Annotated in this window: 17 protein-coding genes, 1 tRNA gene and 1 pseudogene; 9 read left to right on the forward strand and 10 right to left on the reverse strand. The window is 53.0% G+C overall.

Translation table 11 applies throughout. The annotated features are described in order from the left end of the window. Positions 1-4: 4 nt before the first annotated feature. The 3 genes from F0319_RS20195 to F0319_RS20205 all read left to right on the forward strand — a co-directional run bounded on the left by F0319_RS20195 (position 5) and on the right by F0319_RS20205 (position 1846). Positions 5-424, forward strand: coding sequence for a DUF2513 domain-containing protein (locus tag F0319_RS20195; protein ID WP_149367641.1), 420 nt, complete (start codon positions 5-7; stop codon positions 422-424). Between the two features lie 58 nt (positions 425-482). Continuing rightward, complete coding sequence (locus F0319_RS20200; protein ID WP_149367642.1) at positions 483-1463, forward strand: hypothetical protein; 981 nt, start codon at positions 483-485, stop codon at positions 1461-1463. Positions 1464-1648: 185 nt separating this feature from the next. Beyond that, complete coding sequence (locus F0319_RS20205; protein ID WP_149367643.1) at positions 1649-1846, forward strand: hypothetical protein; 198 nt, start codon at positions 1649-1651, stop codon at positions 1844-1846. 35 nt (positions 1847-1881) lie between these two features. On the opposite strand, the gene F0319_RS20210 is transcribed toward F0319_RS20205, so the two are convergent. The 8 genes and pseudogenes from F0319_RS20210 to F0319_RS20245 all read right to left on the reverse strand — a co-directional run bounded on the left by F0319_RS20210 (position 1882) and on the right by F0319_RS20245 (position 8657). Next, a complete protein-coding gene (locus F0319_RS20210) occupies positions 1882-3420 on the reverse strand; it encodes a YfjI family protein (RefSeq protein ID WP_149367644.1) in 1539 nt (512 codons plus the stop codon). Positions 3421-3772: 352 nt separating this feature from the next. After that, positions 3773-4855: a hypothetical protein gene (locus F0319_RS20215; protein WP_149367645.1), complete on the reverse strand. Its 1083-nt coding sequence runs from the start codon at positions 4853-4855 to the stop codon at positions 3773-3775. A gap of 98 nt (positions 4856-4953) precedes the next feature. Further along, on the reverse strand, positions 4954-5196 hold the full coding sequence (locus F0319_RS20220; RefSeq protein ID WP_149367646.1) for a helix-turn-helix transcriptional regulator: 243 nt from the start codon (positions 5194-5196) through the stop codon (positions 4954-4956). Between the two features lie 119 nt (positions 5197-5315). After that, a complete protein-coding gene (locus F0319_RS20225) occupies positions 5316-5993 on the reverse strand; it encodes a hypothetical protein (protein ID WP_149367647.1) in 678 nt (225 codons plus the stop codon). A 74-nt stretch (positions 5994-6067) separates the two neighbouring features. After that, positions 6068-6283: a hypothetical protein gene (locus F0319_RS20230; RefSeq protein WP_149367648.1), complete on the reverse strand. Its 216-nt coding sequence runs from the start codon at positions 6281-6283 to the stop codon at positions 6068-6070. A 131-nt stretch (positions 6284-6414) separates the two neighbouring features. Next, positions 6415-7596: pseudogene (locus tag F0319_RS20235) on the reverse strand (tyrosine-type recombinase/integrase). A 176-nt stretch (positions 7597-7772) separates the two neighbouring features. After that, positions 7773-7848 (reverse strand) — tRNA-Phe (locus tag F0319_RS20240). A 95-nt stretch (positions 7849-7943) separates the two neighbouring features. Then, positions 7944-8657: a DUF554 domain-containing protein gene (locus F0319_RS20245; protein WP_047173584.1), complete on the reverse strand. Its 714-nt coding sequence runs from the start codon at positions 8655-8657 to the stop codon at positions 7944-7946. A 181-nt stretch (positions 8658-8838) separates the two neighbouring features. Here F0319_RS20245 and F0319_RS20250 point away from each other — a divergent pair, with 181 nt between their 5' ends. Next, entirely contained in the window at positions 8839-10974 is a 2136-nt protein-coding gene (locus tag F0319_RS20250; RefSeq protein ID WP_149367649.1) for an ornithine decarboxylase, read from the forward strand. A 54-nt stretch (positions 10975-11028) separates the two neighbouring features. Here F0319_RS20250 and F0319_RS20255 read toward each other — a convergent pair whose 3' ends face one another. Both F0319_RS20255 and F0319_RS20260 read right to left on the reverse strand, forming a co-directional pair. Further along, complete coding sequence (locus tag F0319_RS20255; protein ID WP_111963239.1) at positions 11029-11721, reverse strand: response regulator; 693 nt, start codon at positions 11719-11721, stop codon at positions 11029-11031. After that, complete coding sequence (locus tag F0319_RS20260) at positions 11711-13336, reverse strand: ATP-binding protein (protein ID WP_188035114.1); 1626 nt, start codon at positions 13334-13336, stop codon at positions 11711-11713. Before F0319_RS20260 ends, F0319_RS20255 begins: the two co-directional genes overlap by 11 nt. A gap of 345 nt (positions 13337-13681) precedes the next feature. Here F0319_RS20260 and F0319_RS20265 point away from each other — a divergent pair, with 345 nt between their 5' ends. The 5 genes from F0319_RS20265 to citE are packed head-to-tail and all read left to right on the forward strand — an operon-like array spanning position 13682 to position 18142. After that, the gene (locus F0319_RS20265) at positions 13682-15043 is read left to right on the forward strand and encodes a 2-hydroxycarboxylate transporter family protein (RefSeq protein ID WP_047173580.1); all 1362 of its coding nucleotides are present in this window, start codon (positions 13682-13684) and stop codon (positions 15041-15043) included. 17 nt (positions 15044-15060) lie between these two features. After that, positions 15061-15924: a fumarylacetoacetate hydrolase family protein gene (locus F0319_RS20270; RefSeq protein ID WP_047173579.1), complete on the forward strand. Its 864-nt coding sequence runs from the start codon at positions 15061-15063 to the stop codon at positions 15922-15924. Between the two features lie 13 nt (positions 15925-15937). After that, positions 15938-16960 carry a [citrate (pro-3S)-lyase] ligase gene (citC, locus tag F0319_RS20275; RefSeq protein ID WP_149367650.1) on the forward strand — a complete coding sequence of 341 codons (1023 nt, stop codon included), beginning with the start codon at positions 15938-15940 and terminating at the stop codon, positions 16958-16960. A 16-nt stretch (positions 16961-16976) separates the two neighbouring features. Beyond that, positions 16977-17270: a citrate lyase acyl carrier protein gene (citD, locus tag F0319_RS20280; RefSeq protein ID WP_047173578.1), complete on the forward strand. Its 294-nt coding sequence runs from the start codon at positions 16977-16979 to the stop codon at positions 17268-17270. After that, a complete protein-coding gene (gene citE / locus F0319_RS20285; RefSeq protein WP_023306921.1) occupies positions 17267-18142 on the forward strand; it encodes a citrate (pro-3S)-lyase subunit beta in 876 nt (291 codons plus the stop codon). The genes citD and citE overlap by 4 nt, the downstream gene beginning before the upstream one ends. The last annotated feature ends 4 nt before the right edge of the window (positions 18143-18146 follow it).

The following is an 18146-nucleotide window of genomic DNA, read 5'->3' on the forward strand; positions in this document are numbered from 1 at the left end:
TTTGATGAAACGAGACTGGGATTTGTTACGCAAAATACTGGTGGATATAGAGGAAGAGCGGGATCTTTTTGCTTATCTACCAGGTGAACCACAACTGGATGATTTCGAAAGCGTAGATGCATACTCCTGTGAATATGAGAGCTGGTGTCTGACTCAGGAGCACTTTTTCGGCCATCTTGAACTGTTGCTGGAAAGCGACTTTGTAGACGGGATCCAGATAATAAGAGGTTCGGATGGATATATCAGCTATGGCACATCACCAAAAGTTAGATTGATGATGGCGGGACACGATCTACTCGACACAATACGTTCTGCAACGCTCTGGGAAAACATCAAAACAACAGCAAAAAAGAAAGGGGTTGAGTTGTCGTTTGATGCAATAAAAGTGCTGGGAGCGACAGCGCTTAAACATCTGCTGGGCTGAGCACCTGTATGGCCGTTGCGTACAGACCATTGACGGTATAACTGAAAAGGGGAAGTGTGTGTCTGAAAAAACAGTGTATTTCACCGATTTTGATGTTGTTCGCAACCGCGCAACTTTTGATGCTGATGCGGAGATTAGCCTGGAGAATTTTGAGCGTCTTACCGGGGCTTACCATTTTACGCAGGAAGTGATTTGCCAGGTCAGAACGCCTGGTGGCGTTTGCCATCAGAAGCATAAGCGGGGTTGCCTCGGCGTAATGAAAGACGGCAGGGAGGCGCTGATAGGCAATAGATGTGCAGATCACTATTTTAAATCCGATCTGAAATTTTCTCTCGAACGTAAACGCGTGAAGGATGAAATTGAAAGACAGCGCATTTTCAGTCAATACCACACTATTCTGGCGGAGCAGGAAACACAGCGCGAAGCATTGTCTTTGTTGCACTGGCAGGCGCTGCAAACGAGCGCGATGATCAAGTCATGGTACAAAGGATTTCAGCCCGGTGTGCTGCGTTTCATTTATAACGCAGGCAAGACCGGAAATGGGAATGTAGTGATCGAAACAGAGCATGTGACGACTGAAATCAGAGTGATCGAGGGTGAAGAGCAGGAGAAGCGTATATCGAAATGGTTGCCCGAAGTCCTCGGACGTTTATCGCCACTTCCGGAAGAGCGTGTCGTGCAGGATATGGTTGACGGTGCAGGAAAAGCAAAAGATGCTCTGGATACGCTGATTGCCTGCGATCCAGAAGCGCTCTCGTTTCGGAAGCTAAAAACACTGGTTACCGCCATTGATAGTGCAGATCTTATTTCTCAGCAGCAGAATGATATTAAAGCGGATGCTGAAAGGTTTAAGCAACGCACGAACCTTCAGTTGCTTTTTTTCGTTCAGGACAGATGGGATGACTCTGATCGGGTTCTGGCGCAAATTTTGCGCATGCGTGGGAATAAGTACACGCCTGCTGATATCCGGCGAGAAGAGAAACGGATCCTTGCGACGTTTGCTTCGCAGATTAAGGAACGTGCCTGGCGGGCTGTCTGATGATAATACTTTCGATATGGATTTCAGAGGAGAGGGGTTACGGTGTCGGTGTAGATCTGGAAGATATCTCCGTACTGAGGTGATCGGGCATGACGATCGTCACGAGTGATGTGGAGGTTTATGACAACCTGACGAAAACGACGAGGGTAATTTCGGCGTGGCAAATCTGAACCGCCGTGTCGTACATGAATTTAACCATTCATGCATGTATTAATATTTGTAAATATATTGTTGCGAATGAAGAGGTGCCAGTAGGAGTTAAGATCGTAGCTAATAGGGGATGTGCAGGGAGAGGGTATTGGCTGGCAGGACAAAATTATGTTTTAGACCGGAGAGAGGAAAGTCCTAAAAAGCCTAATTTAGGTGGTTTAGCACTTTATTGATGTCATATTCTAAAAATTATTAGCATTGAATGGTATTAATTACCATTGCCATTTGTTGCGGTGGGCCCCTGGTTCAGTGCTATATGTTGCTCTCTTGTATAAATAAATCGAGCCACGCCGCTGGTTGGACAATATACGAAGAAGAAATCATTACGGTAAAACTCCTGGATGATATCAATGGCCTCGTCCAGTTTGGCGCGTTTGCTGACACAATCAGGGCCATATTGTAAAAGCAGGCTGCATGAAAAACCTGTTCTCCAGCGAGGGCGATGCTGGTTTTCTTCCAGCCAGCTCATTAGTTTAGTGGCTCGCTGGAAAGCGGGGGCCCTTTTGTCGAAGAGGTTCATAAATTGCTTCATATGCCAGGTGCAAATCGAACATGCGGCGTTAATATGCTGCACTGATATCTCGGTCGATCCCTGTTCGTACTCTCCGGAAAAAACATGGAAGAGTGCAGCCATACGGGCAATATTTTCCAGCAAATTGGAGCCAGCATCCTCGAATTCGCGGAAGAAACCGTCATAACGTAGTTCAGCTTCGATATCGTTGTATAGCTGATCGAAGTGATACTGGTTCTGTATGGTCAGCACGGTACGTTTATTGTTACCTGCCTTGCGCTTTTGCAGAAGCCTGTTTCCGGTTTCGTGGAGTTGATGAAGCCCTGCCAGATCCGGTTTCTTGTTTTCTCCAGGCTCTTTAAAGCGATAACCCTGGAGGCTGTCCGGGAAGCAAAATAAAAAACGAGCTGCGAAGCCGGATGGACGAGCTCGACTTTTGGATGAAAGCAGCAAATCTTCCACATATTGAGGCTGGACCATCCAGTTAATCGTGGCTCGGGGGCTTCTGATAATTCGACGCCCAGAAACGCGATTCGTGGTGATGTCGTCACCGTCCCACAAGTCGTTGAGCTGGGGGATGGACTGCTTTAGCTGCTTAATAATGTAACCCGCTTCGCTTGATAACAGGCAAACTGAGGCGCTGTGCTCTGGTAAAACCTCCGTCATACCGCGAAAAGTCTTGTCGCCGAAAATCATTTGACGTCTTTCAGGTTGTACCGGTTCGTCATCTTTAATGGCTTTGTATTCGGCTTCACACTCTGTAGTTTCGTTGCCATCCTCAAGCAGTTTTTTCAGCTTTTTGGCTGCCACTTTTTCTTTGATTTTCCAGACGCCCATGCTGGACTTATATTCCACCATTTCTTCGTCATACTCCTTTTGCTGCTGGAGATCGTATGCGTGAAGCGGAGCGTTGACCAGGTTATCAGTGGTTGTTTTTCGGTCACCTGAGACGGCACCAGTCAGTAAGAATAATGACACTGGTTTGGTTTTGAGTCCGGGGGTGATAAGAACGTCGACCTCACCCTGAGCTATTGCCGACATATAGCCCAATACAGGCTGTGAAGCGACAGGAACAGGCGACAGAACTGTTTTATGAACATTTTCAACCGGCTTAAACACAAAGCCAGGAAATGCCTCTAACGGATATCCTGGGCACAGGTTCTGCTTATATTCTCTTTCTGAACGTCGGCGCTGCCGTTTAAGCTGCATATTTGATCTGTTAAATGGGAAGGACATTATAACCTCTGGTTAACTTATGATTGTTAAGGTAATAGCTGGAGGGGTTATTCAGGATAAAAGCTCCCCCTCCAACCGTTAAATTGGCTTTAATTAACATTGATGCAACGCTATCGGCTTGTTTAACGGTAGTTAAAAGGCCATAAGCGGTATTGCAATCGTCGTTACATTAGTGAAGTACCTTAGGGGAATGTTTTTCCTCTTCATCTGGGGCCGGTCCGTCTTGCTCTGGCGGTGAAATAAAGGTGTCACCACCTCTAGACTGGTATCTGATTTCTAACGCTTTTCCTTTCCAGTTCTGGCGTGCATATTCCTCGCTGCATTCTATGCCATCAAGAAAATAGCGACCTTTCTAATGGGGGAGAAGGAAGGGTTTAAGCAGTTCAAATGGATTTTGTTCTTCTTTCTTGGAATGGGCCTTGCGTTTCGACTCAGCCTTTTTGGCAATGCTGTTTGAACCATTCGTAACATTGCTGGACCCTGTGGAGGGTTGGTCATAAGCTGCTGAGGTGTCGACCGCGTGCAGCGTTGCTGTACCGTTCGTATGGTCGGCTGCAACTGGGGTGTCATGGGTTGCAAACGCTGCTTCCCCTGTATTTTTTTCGGGTGTAACAGTTCGTTCAGCCATTGCCACTGAACCGGTGTTATCCTCTGGCCCAAGTGCAGCTACGGGTTGTTGCGCCGCGTCTGCAGCGGTTTCGTAGACCGGCTGGCTATCCGTTTCGGGTACCTCGTTCAGATCCGATTGAACAGCGTGATTTGGTGCCTGCTGTGCATAGCTGTTCGCGCGAAAACCGGTGCTGTTGTACGGCGAACCATAACCACCGGAAGCGAAGCGATGGGTATTGCCCTGTGGATATGGGCGTTGGTATGCGCAAAGATCGTTAGCTAGGCAGTTAAGCTGATCGATACACTGACCCAGAAACTCGATATGCTGCTGCAGCAGAGCAACAAGCCAGGATTCGTCATCGAGCTCAATGCAATAATGATACAACTCAATAAGCTGGTGTTCAGTGCGGGATAGCTGTCTGATATGCCACGACTGATTGCGCAAACTGCAATTACGCGGGCGAAGCGAGTGCGCGTAGTCGTATTGAATGCAGACCAGATTTTCAAGGCTATGCTTAACCTGCGAAAGAAACTGCTCGTCAGTGTAAGATGGATGCTCGACATGCTGTGTAAGCAAACGACGGCAGTGTTCCGATTCCTGGATGAATTGTCCGGAATAGTATTGAAAGTCGTCTTTCGTGCCCACGTTCAAGTTTGCGCCATAGCGACGGTTTACGCTGCCGTAACGCCGAGTCGCTGCAGCATAGACTTGCGCCTGCGGGAAAGAACGCAGGTGTGATAATGGATAAGTGGCATAGGTAAGCGCCAGCTCGGACAGGAGACTTTCTATTTCTTTAGACTGGCGTTGGTTGTTTAAATAAAACATTGTTTTTCCTTTTCGATTCGGTAGTTATCGGTGGCGGCTTTGTCGGAACTGCCGCACGATAACGGTTTGCTGTTCATGGTGAAGGCGATGTATTGCCCTTAGTCAGCAAGGATTGACTGGACGGTACCGGATTTCTTTTCACGTCCGGCAATCCACGCTTTGACGTACGAGGTACGCCAGCGAGAGCTGCGACCAATACGGATCGGCGGGGCGATCTCGCCGCGCTTGAGCAGGTTGTAGCCATGAGAAAGGCTGAAACCGCCCGCACGAGCGAAATACTTCATGTCGATCAGCGGATCGTCAGGAATGTGTGGCTGGAAAATGGATAAGGAAGTGTGCATGGATGGTGCCCTCACAAATTAATAAGTGAGGGCATCGTGCTACCAGAGTCTGGTGGAGTGTGTGATATCACAAAAATAAATGTGATATCACAGATGAGAAACGATGTTCAGACGATTGATTAGTTAATTAAACCAGCGTCTTTAAGCCATTTTTCTATGGTTTGTCCTGTTGCTGGAAGCTCAATGCCTTTTCTAGTAAATTCCGCTTTAATTTTGTTGTCAAGGTTGGTTCTGAGTGATTTTAATACTTCCTTCCCAAATGAATATTCTATCAGTGAATATATCACTTCTGCTTTTGCATTCGCTGTTTTGGGGCTTTCCTTTGTTGGTTTCTCATCAGTTTGGTTACTGATGAAGTCATTTAGATATTTCTGCCGAATGCAAAATGATATACTTTCTGGTATAAATCCAGCATAAGGAACCGTAAGTAAGAATTCTGTTTCTTTATCATTCCCATTATCACCATACGCTTTTTGTTGTAAAGAAAGGCGATAAAGTTCTTTGGTCTCTGGTGATCTCAGGAATACGCCATTATTGGAGTAAGAGCGAATATTGACTCTGTCACGTTCATCACTTAAATAACTCTGATACGCTCTTTCGACTTCATAACGCTCCCCTCCCTGCATTGGAAGATCCCATAACCCAGTTATTTTCTTAGGGGCGCTTAGCAGATGGACAAAATCAAATTCTCCTGTATCGGGGAGTTCTTCATTCTCTTCCTCATCAACTAATTTATCTTTTATCGGTGGTGCGAAGAGACTCATGTCAGATAATACATGCCTGTATATCATTTTCATACCCTCTTCCGGATTGTTATTTAATAATTCGGTATAAACAGCCAGTTCATTCCTGCGTTTTTCAAGTCGTTCTTCTATTTTTCCCTAATGATCTCAATTTTTTCAGCAAGAAGAGGATCGACAATACGCACAGAGAGCACAAGATGTCCTCCTAAAACGAATTCGTAAATATTTTGTGGTGTGACTTCCTCTCCGAAATGTCCAGACAGAACACTTGCAGCTTCATTTACTGAGAAAAATGGTTTGAGCCCTTTTAATCTGGATAAGGTGGATCCAGACGTTTGATTCATAATTGTATTCCTTATATGTCTTTGTTTTTACCATTAAATACTCTCCTTTCTGTGATGATGGAACATTAAAAAAATAACAATTAGAGAATAAATGTAAAGAGATGGTGCAATACCATCTCTTTACATGGAAATCATTTGGTGATGTTGTTTTTATCAATAAAATCAGCGTACCACTGCATCATCACCCGGCGATCGTCCAGATAGAGTGCGTGGTTGTAGGTTCCCCGGATGGCGTTCTTGTCTATATGGGAACGCTGCATTTCAATCCAGGCTGAATTGAAGCCCTGTTCGTGAAGCACCGTGCTCAGTGTATGACGGAATCCATGCCCGGTAGCCCGCTTGTCATAGCCAATTCGCTTGAGCACCCTATTAACGCTGGCTTCGCCCATCGGCTTATTGATATTGCAGCGTCCCGGAAATACCAGCCGATACTGACCCGTCAACGTACGGAGCTCGCGCAGGATAGCCACCACCTGGTCCGACAGTGGCACCAGATGCTGGCGGCGCATCTTCATCCGCTCTTCAGGTATCGTCCAGAGTGCGTTGTCAAAATCAAACTCCGACCACTCCGCAGCCCGTAGCTCGATTGTACGTACGCCAGTAAGCAGCAGCAGGTTACTTGCCATACGGGTAATGGGACTACCGTGATAAGACGCCAGCTTTTCCAGAAACTCAGGAAGCTCGCTGACAGACAGGTGAGGGAAGTGTTCGGTCTTTGGCGCGCTGAGAGCACCGGCGAGCTCTGAGGCAGGATTGATAGTGGCGCGGCCTGTTGCAATGGCATAGCGGAATATCTGGTTACAGTACTGGCGTACCTTACGCATTTTTTCCTTAGCACCACGCTTTTCAATCAGGCGCAATACCTCCAGCATCTCCAGCGGCAGGATTTCAGCGACAGGACATTTGCCCACATAAGGGAAAATATCCTTATCCAGCGCTTCCAGGACGCTCTCAGCGTAGCTTTCTGACCATGTGGACAGCTTGTGGGCGTGCCATTCCATAGCGAGCGCTTTAAACGTGTTTTCGACGGTCAGTTTTTTTGGTGAGCTTTTCGAGCTGCTTTTGCTCGCTCGGGTCGCCACCTTCGGCTATCACTTTGCGGGCATCGTCACGTTTGAGTCGGGCTTCGGCCAGACTGATGTCCGGGTAGATGCCGATGGATAACTTTTCTCCTTGCCTGCGACGCGATATTTCATACGCCAGTAGCGGGAGCCGTTAGGTTTAACCAGTAAAAAAAGTCCGCGTTCGTCGGAGAGTTTATAGTCTTTGTCTTTTGGCTTGGCAGTCTCTACCTGCCTGGCTGTCAGTGCCATCTGGGGGCCCCTGAATCACGTTGAACACAATGAGCCCCCATTTAGGCCCCCAACAACAACTGGATTGGGAAAAAGTTGTGTGGAGTTTCATGGAGCTCGATGAGCAAAAAAACAAGATAAGTGGGTGATTGTACAGGAGTTTGGAGGAGTTCTGAACACTGCTAAAGAAGTGAAAGTGGTGCCCGGACTCGGAATCGAACCAAGGACACGGGGATTTTCAATCCCCTGCTCTACCGACTGAGCTATCCGGGCAACGGGGCGCATTAAACCCGATCTGCCCGGTGGCGTCAACGAAAAATGTTGTTTTCGTTACAGACTGCGCAATCTCTCACCATTTCGCCGCATCCTTAAGCGAAAAAGTGCGTCCATAGCGCGGAGAGCGGCATGGCGAGCAGCAGTGCGGGCAGCATATTCACCACGGCAAACATCTTGATCCCACAGATGCGCAGCCCGGTAGCCAGCAGCAGCAGGCCGCCGACGGCGGTAAAGTCTGCCATCATTGCGGGCGTGGTTAGCGGGAGAATTAGCGTGGCGCAGGTAGCCAGTGCCAGCTGGATAAGCAGCATCGGGACGCAAATCGCCGCCACGGCAATGCCGAGCGTGGTGGCAAAAATAGTGGCGGTGAAGAAATCAAGAAACGCTTTTGCAATCAAAATGCTCGGGTCGCCCGTCATCCCTTCCTGCATCGAACCGAAAATCCCGGTGCCGCTGGCGCAAAACAGAATGATGATGGCGACATAGTTCTGAATAAACGTCTCGTGCGTGCCGTGTTTCGCCTTGCCCGGTCGGGCAATCAGGTTTTTGGCTTTACTCACCGCGCTGTTAATGCCTTTTTCCAGATAGCAAAATTCGCCAATCAGCGCGCCGAGCAGGGTGGCCAACACCATCACCGGCAGGTTGGCGCATTTGATCACCAGCAGAATACCAATCCCTAACGATGCCAGGCCGAATATTGAGGGCATGGAGGTGCGAATCCGCTCCGGCAGCCGCTGGCTCAGCACGGCGCCGAGTACGCCGCCCAGCAATACGGCTCCTGCGTTAATAAATGGCCCGATAACCAAAGTTAACTCCTGTTATTTAATCATTGATATTGCATTATTATGGCACGGCAGGGCTTTGCGGGCCTTAGCTTTGGTTGATTTCGTGCATACTGATTCCTTCTTGCACCTCAAAATAAAAGGTGACATTATTGCGCGAATTTTCTCCTCCCTGTCTCACCGCCCGGTGAGGGTAACTGCGCCTATGAAAACCATGAAAATTGCCGTCAGCCGCGAGCTGCTCTCCACTGTGTCTACGCACCGCGAAAAGGTGACGCTGGACAGCACTGATTTTACCGATGTGGCGGCCGTCGTCATCACAACGGCTGAAAGCCGCAGCGGTATCCTTGCACTGCTGAAACGCACGGGCTTTCAGCTGCCGGTGTTTATTTTCTCTCAGGAGCTCACGGAGGTGCCCGACGGCGCCACCGCGGTCATCTCGGGCAAAGCTCAGGAGTTTCTGGAACTGGAGAGCGCTGCCAGCCGTTACGAAGAGAACCTGCTGCCGCCTTTTTTCGACACCCTGAGCCAGTATGTGGAGATGGGCAACAGCACTTTCGCCTGTCCCGGACACCAGCACGGCGCCTTTTTCAAAAAGCACCCGGCAGGGCGGCAGTTCTATGATTTCTTCGGTGAGAACGTGTTTCGCGCCGATATGTGCAATGCCGACGTGAAGCTGGGCGATCTGCTGATCCACGAAGGCTCCGCCAAGCACGCGCAAAAGTTCGCGGCGAAAGTGTTTAACGCGGATAAAACCTACTTCGTGCTAAACGGCACGTCAGCGGCCAACAAGGTAGTGACCAACGCGCTGCTGACCCGCGGCGACCTGGTGCTGTTCGACCGCAATAACCATAAGTCTAACCACCACGGGGCGCTGATCCAGGCGGGTGCCACGCCGGTTTACCTTGAGGCCGCGCGTAACCCGTTTGGCTTTATTGGCGGGATTGACGACCATTGCTTTGACGATGCGTATCTGCGGAACCTGATCCGCGAGGCGGCGCCGGAGAAAGCCGACGAGCCGCGTCCGTTCCGCCTGGCGATCATTCAGCTTGGCACCTACGACGGGACGATCTACAACGCCCGTCAGGTGATCGACAAGATCGGCCATCTGTGCGACTACATTCTCTTTGACTCCGCCTGGGTGGGCTACGAGCAATTTATTCCGATGATGGCAGAAACTTCCCCGCTGTTGCTGGAGCTGAACGAGAACGATCCGGGGATTTTCGTAACCCAGTCTGTGCACAAACAGCAGGCCGGGTTTTCGCAAACCTCGCAGATCCATAAAAAGGATAACCACATTCGCGGTCAGGCGCGTTTCTGCCCGCACAAGCGGCTGAATAACGCGTTTATGCTGCATGCCTCCACCAGCCCGTTTTATCCGCTGTTTGCAGCGCTGGATGTGAATGCCAAGATCCACGAAGGGGAAAGCGGACGCAGGCTATGGGCGGAGTGCGTCGAGCTGGGGATTGAAGCGCGCAAGGCAATCATTGCCAACTGTCATATGATCAAACCGTTTATCCCACCGGTGGTAGCGGGGCGGCCGTGGCAGGATCATCCGACGCACGCCATTGCCAGCGAGCTGCGCTTCTTCAGCTTCGAGCCGGGGGCCAAATGGCACGGCTTTGAGGGCTATGCAAGCGAGCAGTACTTTGTCGACCCGTGCAAGCTCCTGCTGACCACGCCGGGCATCAATGCCGAAACCGGCGAGTACACGGATTTCGGGATCCCGGCGACGATTCTGGCGCACTATCTGCGTGAAAACGGCATTGTGCCGGAGAAATGCGACCTTAACTCGATCCTGTTCCTGCTGACCCCTGCCGAAAGCAGCGAGAAGCTGGCGCAGCTGGTGGCGATGCTGGGACAGTTTGAACAGCATATTGAAGACGACACGCCGCTGGCGGACGTGCTGCCGACGATCTTCCAGAAATACCCGGTGCGCTACCGGGATTACACCCTTCGCCAGCTGTGTCAGGAGATGCACGATCTCTACGTCAGCTTCGACGTGAAGGATTTGCAGAAAGCGATGTTCCGCAAGGAGAGCCTGCCTGAGGTGGTGATGAATCCGCAGGATGCCAATCAGGCGTATATTCGCGGAGACGTGGATCTGGTTCGCATACGGGATGCCGAAGGACGAATTGCGGCCGAAGGAGCGCTGCCCTATCCGCCGGGCGTGCTGTGCGTGGTGCCGGGTGAAGTCTGGGGCGGGGCGGTACAGCGTTACTTCCTGGCGCTGGAGGAGGGCATCAACCTGCTGCCGGGCTTCTCGCCGGAACTGCAGGGTGTTTACAGCGAGAAGGATGCCGACGGGATTAAGCGGCTGTATGGGTATGTGCTGAGATAGTGCGGGCTGCTGCCCTCACCCTAACCCTCTCCCCCTGGGAGAGGGAACGTCTCATCAAACCGCACTACGCTTGTACATCCTCCTTGGATGCCCAATCTTACCGTACAGCATCTCCACCGTCAGAAAACCCGACTCGACGCAGTGTTCCAGATAGCGACGGGTGGTGGTTTTACTCAACCCCGTCTCGCTCACCACCTCATCCACGGTAAAGCAGTGCGTTGCCTTGTCGTTAAACAGAGACTGCACCCGCGCCAGCGTATTTTCCTCAATGCCTTTGCTGCCGTTGTCCAGGCGGTAGTTTTTCGCCTGCAGCTGATACAGAGAATCGACGTTTTGCTGGTCGACAATCTTCCAGACCCGCTGCTGTTCGGCAAACTGCACAAACCGCTCCAGCGACTGGCTGAGCCGCTTCCAGGAGACGGGTTTGAGGATGTAGTCGAACGCGCCGTTGCGGATGGCCTGGCTGCAGGTGTCCATATCGCTGGCGGCAGTAATAAAAATCACCGAGCAGTTGGCGCGGGCCAGCATGGGGTTATTGATAAGCGAGATCCCTTTGCCGTCCGGCAGGTAGTTATCCAGCAGCACCAGCTGCGGCTGTTTATTTGCAAGTTCTGCCTGGGCCGCAGCCAGCGACGAGGCAATGCCCACCAGCCTCAGACGCGGATGTTTGCTTATCAGCTCCGCGTGCAGTTGCGCCAGTTCGTTCTCGTCTTCAACAATCAGTACGTCGATAAGTTCATGTTGCATAGTCGGTGTCTTCCAGTTGCCGGGCGGTTCCCGTGGCCGGGATAAACAGGGAGAAAATGGCGCCGCGCGGGGTATTATCGGCAACTTCTATTGCGCCGCCAGCCTGTGTGACATAGCTTTCGATCAGATACAGGCCAATCCCATGATCGCCGCGCGTCTTGGTGGTGATGCCGCGTTCAAAGATCCGCTCACGGATCTCCGGTGTAATGCCAACGCCCTGGTCGGCGACTTCAATAATCAGCTCCTGGTCGCTGAGCTTTATCAGCACCTCCACCGGCGCGTGGGGAAGCGGCGACCGCTGCGTCGCTTCGATGGCGTTATCCAGCAGGTTACCAATAATCGAAATCAGTTCCTGCTCCCCGAGGGGAAGGAATGATTTATCCAGCCGACAGGCCGGATCGAAGCACAATTCAACGCCTTTCTCCCGCGCGCGGGCGGCTTTCCCCAGCAGCAGACCGCACAGGGTCGGTGAGCTGAAGCGCGAAGAGATAAAGTCCAGCAGCTCCTGGGCGTGTTCAGACTGCGCCTGAATGTAGCCAATCGCCTCCTCATAGCGGCCCATATGCAGCAGACCGGAGAGGGTGGTCATCCGGTTTAACTGCTCGTGGCGCATAATGCGTAGGTTATCGACATAGCGTTTGACCTGGCTGAGCTGGGCGCTCAGCGAGTCGATCTCGTTGCGATCGCGGAAGGTGATCACCCAGCCCTGCAGCGACCCCTCAAGCATGATGTGTACCCGGCTGGCAATCACCGTGAGATCGTTAAAACGGCAAATCTCGTCATGGGTATCTTTCGCCAGCATCGTCTGCGTGTCGAAGAACGGGACCGGATCGATCACCTGGCTTATCAGCTGTCCGCGCAGTTCACGGGCCGGCTGGCTCAGGCCCAGCAGCTTGCGCGCCGCCTGGTTGATGACTTCAATCCGCCTTTGATCGTCAATGGCAATCACCCCTTCATAAATAGACTCCATCATGGCCTTCTGCTGACGCACCAGCAGGCCGATCTCGCGCGGCTCAAGGGAGAAGATCTGCTTCTTAATACTGCGGGTAAAGAACCAGGAGAAGATAAAGAGAGCAATCAGCAGCAGCACGGCGGCAATCAGGATGTTGACCACTTTACTGACGGTAATGGTGTCCAGGTAGCTGGTGAGATAGCCGACCGAAACGATGCCGACCACCTGTCCTGCAGCGTTGAAGATGGGGGCTTTACTGCGCAGCGAAATGCCCAGCCCGCCTTTGCGGATGGTGGTGATGCTTTTACCCTGCAATACGGCTTCGTTGTCACCGCCTACCAGCGTGGTGCCCACTCTGTCGGCAAAGACGGAGTGAAAAAGATGCTGGCCTTTATCATCACCAATCACAATAAAGCTGGCGTCACTATGCGCAGAAATCTTCTGCATAAAATCATGGATGGCGTTGATATTCTTTTGTTCAACTTCATTACGCAATGTCGGAATAAGCGCAATCTCTTCAGCCTGTATTTTGGCTCGCGTACTCATTTCCTGATAAAGCTGTTTCCCTACGTCGGCATAATAATATCCGCCCAGTAACGAAAAAAGCACTGAGAAAAAGGCAACCAGCGAAATAAACAGCTTGATCTGGAAAGAGACTTTCATAACTATCACGCAAGGTAGCGGCAAAGATCGCCAATATATCATCTTTTTTTGCGCGTACGCCCGCTTTGCCGAAAACTTGTGATCCCTTGCACAGCGGGCGCTGTAAAAGCGTTATCCAAAAGGCTAACGTGCTTTGGGCTGCATGAACAAATGTTATTTGTTTGTTCAATTTAGAAAAGAAACCATAAAAACCACGGCAATAAATAAGGTATAAATCACATTAAATAAAAGAAACCATTAAAACCATAGCTGCCATTAAAACTTCGCTTTTAATATGCCATCCCTCACATAAAATAAGCCTTTGTGACTCTAAGCTGAACGCACAAAATAACCAAGGGGCTTATTATGAGCACAACTGACGATTCTTTCTCTGTTACCCACGACCCGATTGAAATTCAGCGACCTTCGCTCAAAGAGCGCTGGTGGCATATTATGGACACCTGGAAAATCGGGATTATTCCTCTGCCGCTGTTCGTTCTGGCGGGCGTGCTGATTGCGATTGATTGCCTGGGCGGAAAACTGCCGAGCGATATCGTGGTGATGGTCGCCACGCTGGCCTTCTTTGGCTTTGCCTGCGGCGAGTTTGGCAAACGCCTGCCGATTGTCGGCAAGCTCGGCGCGGCGGCGATTTGCGCCACGTTTATCCCTTCCGCGCTGGTCTATTACGGCCTGCTGCCGGACGTGGTGGTCGAGTCCACCACCAAGTTCTACAAATCCACCAACATTCTCTATCTCTACATCTGCTGCATTATCGTCGGCAGCATCATGAGCATGAACCGCACGGTGCTGATCCAGGGCTTCTTGCGCATTTTCTTCCCGATGCTGTGCGGCGAAATCGTCGGCATGCTGGTAGGGATGGGCGTCGGCCTGGCGCTGGGCCTTGAGCCTTTCCAGATCTTCTTCTTTATCATTCTGCCGATTATGGCGGGCGGCGTGGGCGAAGGTGCAATCCCGCTCTCCATCGGCTATGCCACCCTGCTGCATATGGATCAGGGCGTGGCGCTCGGCCGCGTGCTGCCGATGGTCATGCTCGGCGGGCTGACGGCAATCATCATCTCCGGCTGCCTGAACCAGCTCGGTAAACGCTACCCGCACCTGACCGGTGAAGGCCAGCTGATGCCTAACCGCGCCAATGCCGATGCCACCGTCTCTCAGCCTGCATTCTCCGGCAAGGCGGACGTGACCACTATCGCCTCCGGCGCGCTGCTGGCGGTGCTGCTCTACATGCTGGGCATGCTCGGCCACAAGCTGATTGGCCTGCCTGCTCCGGTCGGCATGCTGTTTATGGCGGTTCTGGTGAAGCTCTGTAACGGTGCCTCTCCACGCCTGCTGGAAGGCTCTCAGGTGGTGTACAAATTCTTCCAGACCTCTGTGACCTATCCGATTCTCTTTGCCGTTGGCGTGGCTATCACCCCGTGGCATGAACTGGTGGCCGCCTTCACGCTGACCAACCTGCTGGTGATTATCAGCACCGTCTCCGCGCTCGTGGCGACCGGGTTCTTCGTCGGCAAAAAGATTGGTATGCACCCGATTGATGTCGCCATCGTCTCCTGCTGCCAGAGCGGTCAGGGCGGTACCGGCGACGTGGCGATCCTGACCGCAGGCAACCGCATGAGCCTGATGCCATTCGCCCAGATTGCTACCCGTATCGGCGGGGCGATTAACGTCTCTGTCTCACTGCTGATTCTGGGCAACTTCCTCGTTTAAGTTTTCAGGAAAGAACAATGAAACTCGCAAGCTTTTTATACCAGGGAAAACGCAGCTACGGCATCGTCCAGGCCGACGGCGTGATTGATTTAGGCCGCCGTCTTGGCGACCGCTACAGCGACCTTAAAGCGCTGCTGCAGGGTAACGGGCTGGCACAGGCCACCCGCTACCTGAACGATGCCGTGGACGTGCCGATGAGCGCCATCACCTTCTTACCGGTGATTGAGCAGCCGGAAAAAATCCTCTGCGTGGGCATGAACTACGCCGACAAGCGCAAGGAGTTTGACCAGCACAACCCGGCCCCAACCCTGTTTGTCCGTTTTCCGGATTCACAGACCGGCCACAACGAACCAGTGCTGAAGCCGCGCCACTCCAGCGAATTCGACTATGAAGGCGAGCTGGCGGTGATCATCGGTAAAGGCGGGGAAAACATCAGCCGTGACGACGCCCTGCGTCACGTGGCGGGCTACAGCTGCTACATGGACGGCTCCGCCCGCGACTGGCAGCACACCTGGTTTACCGCCGGTAAAAACTGGCGCAAAACCGGCGCGTTTGGCCCGTGGATGGCGACGGCAGATGAGATCCCCGATCCGCACAGGCTTGCAATCCGCACCTGGCTCAACGGCCGCATGGTGCAGGAAGACAACACCAGCAGCATGATCCACAAGGTTGCTGAGCTGATCGAGTACATCAGCACCTTCACCCGCTTAAGTCCTGGCGATGTGATCATCACCGGATCCCCGGGCGGGGTGGGTAAAAAGCGCAATCCGCCGCTGTTTATGAAAGAGGGCGATCGCATTGAGGTGGAGATCGAGCATATCGGTCATCTCAGCAACGTGATCGTGGAAGCGCCAGCCGTCGGGCTTGCGGCAGCACATTAAGTAAGGCGGCAGCATGCAATCGCAACCCATCGATTTTCGCCACACCCTCGTGGCGAAACACCCGGAACGCTTAAGCCAGATCCGCTACCTGCTGGCAGACAGCGGCCTTGGCCTGGACAACGACATCACGCTGTTCGTCGAAGCCTGGTCCGGCTCGCAGCTGGTGGGTTGCGCAGGGCTTGCTGCCAACGTCATCAAATGCGTGGCGGTCAACGAGCAGCTTCGCGGCGAGAACCTCAGCGCGCGGCTGCTGGCAGAGGTGGAAAATGCGGCGCTGGAGTGCGGCCATTTTCACCTCTTCCTCTGCACCCGTCCGTGCAACCGGGAGCGCTTTGCCCGCAGCGGCTTCTGGCCGATTGCCCAGAGCGGGAACAACGCGGTGCTGATGGAGAACACCCCGCAGGGGATCGAGCGCTACTGCCGTTCCCTGAGCGCGAAGCGCAAGTGCGGGAAGAACATTGGCGCGATAGTGATGAACGCCAATCCGTTCACCCTCGGCCACCGCCATCTGGTGGAGCAGGCGGTGCAGCGGTGCGATGCCCTGCATCTTTTTGTGGTGCGTGAAGACGCCTCGTTCTTCCCGTTCAGCGCGCGTCTGGAGATGGTGCGCGCGGGCGTGGCGCATCTGCCGAACGTCGTGGTGCATGAAGGCTCGCAGTACATCATCTCTCGCGCCACCTTTCCGGCCTACTTCCTGAAGGAGACCGGCAAAGTGCAGCAGGCGTGGAGCGAGATCGACGTGCTGATCTTCCGGGACTTCATTGCCCCGGCGCTGGGCATCACGCACCGCTTCATCGGCTCGGAGCCGTTCTGCGACATTACCCGCCAGTACAACCAGACGCTGCACGACCTGCTGGCCTCGCATATTGAGGTGGTGGAAATGCCGCGCATCAAGGCCACCGGTAACGCCATATCGGCGTCCGAAGTGCGTCGATTACTGAAGACACAGCAGTTTTCCCGGATCCGGGAGATTGTCCCGGACTCCACCTTCGCGCATCTCGAAACGCATTACCGTGCGAGTGCGGAAGTCGCTTAACTACCAGGAATTTATCATGAAAATTGTAAGGGAGGCGCTGGCCGGAACGCAGGAGTCCAGCGACCTGATGGTGAAAATCGCTCCCGCTCAAGGCGAGCTGGAGATAGTCATCCACAGTGAAGTGATTAAGCAGTTTGGCGAACAAATTCGCCAGGTGGTCAACGACACATTGCGCGCCATGAACGTGCACCAGGGATTAATTATTATTGAAGACAAAGGGGCGCTGGACTGTGTGATCCGCGCCCGCCTGCAAAGCGCGCTTATGCGTGCCGCCGATGAACAGGCCATCAACTGGGGGGCGCTGAAATGAGCAAACTCCGCCGCAGTATGCTGTTCCTGCCGGGTGCCAACGCCGCCATGCTCTCCACCGCCTTTATCTACCGTCCCGACTCCATCATGTTTGATCTTGAGGACGCCGTTGCCCTGCGCGAGAAGGATACCGCGCGCATGCTGGTGTTCCATGCCCTGCAGCACCCGATGTATCAGGATATCGAAACCGTGGTGCGCATTAACCCGCTGAGCACGCCGTTTGGCCTGCTGGATTTGGAAGCCGCCGTGCGGGCAGGCGTGGACGTGATCCGACTGCCGAAAACCGACACGCCGGACGACATCTACGAGCTGGAAGGCCACCTTGAGCGCATCGAGCAGGAGTGTGGCCGCGAGGTCGGCTCCACCCGCGTAATGGCGGCGATTGAGTCGGCCATTGGCGTCATCAACGCCGTGGCGATTGCCCGCAGCTCTCCGCGCCTCATCGGCATTGCGCTGGCCGCCTTTGACTACGTGATGGACATGCAGACCGAGCGCGGCGACGGCACCGAGCTGTTCTACGCCCGCTGCGCCGTGCTGCACGCCGCCCGCGCGGCGGGCATCGACGCCTTCGACGTGGTGTGGTCAGACGTTAACGACGAGGCCGGGTTCCTGCGTGAGGTCGATTTGATCCGCAAGATGGGCTTTAACGGCAAATCGCTGATTAACCCGCGCCAGATTGACCTGCTGCACAACGCCTACGCCCCGACGCAGGAAGAGGTGGATCACGCCAAAAGGGTGATTGAGGCTGCAGAAGAGGGCGAGCGTAACGGTCTGGGCGTGGTGTCGCTTAACGGCAAAATGGTGGATGCACCGATTATTAACCACGCGCAGGTGGTGCTGGAGCGCGCGGCGGCCTCCGGCGTGCGTCGGTAAGGAT

Origin of the sequence: Enterobacter vonholyi (assembly GCF_008364555.1) — a bacterium.
Taxonomy (GTDB): Bacteria; Pseudomonadota; Gammaproteobacteria; order Enterobacterales; family Enterobacteriaceae; genus Enterobacter; species Enterobacter vonholyi.